General features: G+C 37.4%; 3 protein-coding genes and 3 pseudogenes. 2 read left to right on the top strand and 4 right to left on the bottom strand.

The features are described from left to right. Positions 1–91 (top strand): annotated as a pseudogene (locus tag BM283_RS18455) (IS5/IS1182 family transposase); the annotation flags it as partial. 471 nt (positions 92–562) lie between these two features. Continuing rightward, on the top strand, positions 563–982 hold the full coding sequence (locus tag BM283_RS17445; RefSeq protein WP_090695393.1) for a hypothetical protein: 420 nt from the start codon (positions 563–565) through the stop codon (positions 980–982). Between the two features lie 137 nt (positions 983–1,119). Here the strand turns inward: BM283_RS17445 and dksA are convergent, their stop codons facing one another. The 4 genes and pseudogenes from dksA to BM283_RS20280 all read right to left on the bottom strand — a co-directional run. After that, positions 1,120–1,533: an RNA polymerase-binding protein DksA gene (gene dksA / locus BM283_RS17440; protein WP_046850465.1), complete on the bottom strand. Its 414-nt coding sequence runs from the start codon at positions 1,531–1,533 to the stop codon at positions 1,120–1,122. A 546-nt stretch (positions 1,534–2,079) separates the two neighbouring features. Then, complete coding sequence (locus BM283_RS17435) at positions 2,080–2,541, bottom strand: CBS domain-containing protein (protein WP_090695391.1); 462 nt, start codon at positions 2,539–2,541, stop codon at positions 2,080–2,082. Between the two features lie 452 nt (positions 2,542–2,993). Next, positions 2,994–3,104: pseudogene (locus tag BM283_RS17430) on the bottom strand (IS5/IS1182 family transposase); the annotation flags it as partial. A gap of 48 nt (positions 3,105–3,152) precedes the next feature. Further along, positions 3,153–3,322, bottom strand: a pseudogene (locus tag BM283_RS20280) (ISAs1 family transposase); the annotation flags it as partial.

The following is a 3,322-nucleotide window of genomic DNA, read 5'->3' as shown; positions in this document are numbered from 1 at the left end:
CCGGGCAATAGCGACACGATACGACAAGCTGAAGCGAAATTATGAAAGTATGGTAGCCATAGCGTGTGGATATCTGTGGCTACCTATGTGAAATGTCAACAGACCCTAGCAGAATATTGAAAAATTATTTATGTTGCGTTGCTACTGCGTGTTCGGTACTAAAAACAGGCTCAAAATGTTCATTTATACGATATAAACTCCGCTTTTTTGCCTGTTTTTTGTCTATCATCGACTGTCTCAAATACGCTTTTCAACTGCCTGTTAAGAGCTTTATATAACTTTGTATACTTTAGAGGTCATGTTATACATACCTAATTCCATTTCTAAACCAAAGCTGACTTTGTCGGCCTCACCTTGTCGTATTATTGATACTGTCTGCGGCTCGTCTTCGCGTCATATTTGATTTGGAAATGGAATAAACCATCTCCATTTCAAAGAAGACCACAAATGACTGTTAAAAGGCAGAAGGTCTATTCGAATTTTACCCTACGAGATCTTACTTTTGACGTAATATATCACTTCACACTTGAAAAGCTTATTTAGTTAGATCTTGGAGATATGAATGGATATTATAAACATGGTATTTAGCTTTTTAATCGGTACAGCTGTAGGCGTTATTATTGCGCATTCATGGCGCACACACGTAGTTAGCCAGGCGGTCACAAAGATAAAGAATATTTTTGATCGATTGTGGCATCAACATCCTAAGCTTTTACAAGAGATGAAGCAGGACATGGATAATCCAGATTACAAGTTTCAAAGAGAATTTTATATTCTCAATAAAAATCAGCGTTTTAATCTGAATCTTGCCAAACCTTGTCTAGCATATTTCAAAGAGGAGCACGATGGCTTACAAGATCAACTAAAAACTTTGGAAGATTATGGCTTTGTTAGTAAAGTAACTGAATCTAATAAAAATAATTTTACCAAATATCAGTTTAGCGAAAAATTCGTTGAATTGCTTCGCAATAAACAAACTTAGTTAGTCAGAAGGTCATCATCTTCTAGACGATGACCTTTGATAGCCAAGCTTTTATTGACAGACTACACTACTCATCCAAACTTTAATATGAACCTCGTTTTGATTCTAAGCAAGTAACGAGAATCAAATAGTGTATGTTATTTCGCTACCTGCTTTTCTTTTATTTCTTCTAGCGTTTTACAGTCAATACAAAGTGAAGCAGTAGGACGTGCTTCAAGACGTTTCAATCCTATTTCGATACCACAGTTATCACAATAGCCATACTCGCCTGCATCAATTTTTGCGAGCGTTTCATCAATCTTTTTGATGAGTTTACGTTCCCTATCTCGATTGCGTAACTCAAGTGTCATATCTGATTCTTGACTAGCTCTATCATTAGGATCAGCAAAAACTGTCGCTTCTTCTTGCATCGTGTGAACCGCCCGATCTATTTCCTGCCCTAGCCCAATTCTGAGATCTTCGAGGATATTGCGGAAATAGGCGAGTTGCTCAGCACTCATATATGGTTCGCCTTTTTTTGGTTTGTAAGAAACAACTGGTTCATGTGACATACTGAACGCTCCCGTTTTTTATTAATTTTACTAGCATAAATCAAACATACAGGAATAACAGAAAAAGATACATATAGCAAGCCCGCGCTGCTAGATTACTAAAATTCTTACCCGCTACGCTTATTAGAAGTACAATTTGAGCGGCGTAGTATTATACAGAAATAGTCCTGTTCATGCTAATTTTTAAAAACAATCATCCAGAAGTGAGAAAAATGGGCAAGGGTGAAATCCTAGTAAACATTTCGCTCACTCATCGTAACAAAATAGAAGCCTGATACTTAAATGGCAGATTATTGCCGACTTTATGGACGCAATAAAGTAGCTTTGTGGAAACAGTCTATGGATCACTTTATTCTGACTCCCATAGTTCCAGTTTATTTCAAAAAATTAAGAATCGGTCAGCTATAAAAAATTTTTCATCATTAATATCCCTAACAGCATAAGCCAGTTCACAGCATTCCCCCCCATAATTTCCAGCAAGCGGTTCGCAACTAATAAAAAGAGATATTACAGCCAAACGTGTCATAATAAATTACGTTTGAGCCTTTAAGTGCGTCGCATCCCTTGTCTAGGTACCCCTGTATCATATATATAACGCTCAAGTTCTTTGATGACGAATTGGTTTTCTGAAATGGTATCTTTCACCAAATCACCAATAGAGAGTATTCCTATCACCTTGTCTGCATCTATGACAGGTAAATGACGTACTCGCATCTCGGTAACCAATGACATGCAATCTTCATTCGTATTGTCTAAACCTACATAGATCACTTGTTGCGTCATAATTTCTTTGACCTGCATATCTTTCACAGGTTTATCCAATAAATAGGATTTACGCGAAAAATCTCTTTCTGTCAGAATCCCAACCAGCTTATCGTCACTCATAACCAATAATGAACCAATGTTATTATCCGCCATTAATTGCATAGCATCATAAACCGATGAATCTGGATCAATGGTAGTAACTGTATGTCCTTTCTGCTGGAGTAGTTGCTTTACAGTTTTCATAATAATGCTCCTTTATGAGTTAAAAAACCGCCGGTTCATCATTCTCAATATATTGTGTAGTCTATAATATATGAAATACCTCTACCAAGTGACTTATAAACGAAAGAATATAAAATATTAAAAAAGCAAACAAGAAAGGTAAATACCTCTGCTTTGCATAATTCTAAAATAGTAGAATAAATGATTCTTATATTAAAATTATCTATTTACAGAATATTATAATTTCATAAACATTATTGAACCTATGATGTTTGAGCCTTAAAAAATCTAGAAGTACTTTTGATTTTTTTTAATTATGGTTGCACGGAGTGTCTATGATACTCGTGCAACCATCTTAAAGGCTAAAAAGACGGCGCTAGCCAAATACACTTGCCAAAATACTTAGAAACTGTTTAGAAACTCCTGTTTTATGTCAAGCGCCTCAACATAATGCGGGTCATGGCGATGTAAACTCAGGCTTCATCCGTCCGGCTGAGGCGCTCATAGCTTTTACTAAACCTGCATGAATGGTTCAGCCAGCCGAAAGTACGCTCGACTACCAAGCGACGAGGCAATAGCACAAATTCCCTGCCCAGTCTACTAAACGACCGCCATACCTAGGGCAATCGCGCTTAAATTATCCCAATAACCCGGAGTAAATACTCATTATCCCATCCGGCTTTTAAACGCTTGGTCTTGATGCCAGCTTCGGCCTTGATCAGATTCAGGGCGATATGCCGGATAACAGCCAGATTCGCAGCACTATGCCCCTTGCGAGTCCGATTGCTGTCTTCATCAAAGG

Source organism: Nitrosomonas sp. Nm34, assembly GCF_900113925.1.
Lineage (GTDB): Bacteria > Pseudomonadota > Gammaproteobacteria > Burkholderiales > Nitrosomonadaceae > Nitrosomonas.
This window is presented reverse-complemented; position numbering and strand designations above follow the sequence as displayed.

Coding starts and splice junctions, on each gene's coding strand:
- dksA (WP_046850465.1), bottom strand. CDS start 1,533: ATGTCACATGAACCAGTTGTTTCTTACAAACCAAAAAAAGGCGAACCA.
- BM283_RS17445 (WP_090695393.1), top strand. CDS start 563: ATGGATATTATAAACATGGTATTTAGCTTTTTAATCGGTACAGCTGTA.
- BM283_RS17435 (WP_090695391.1), bottom strand. CDS start 2,541: ATGAAAACTGTAAAGCAACTACTCCAGCAGAAAGGACATACAGTTACT.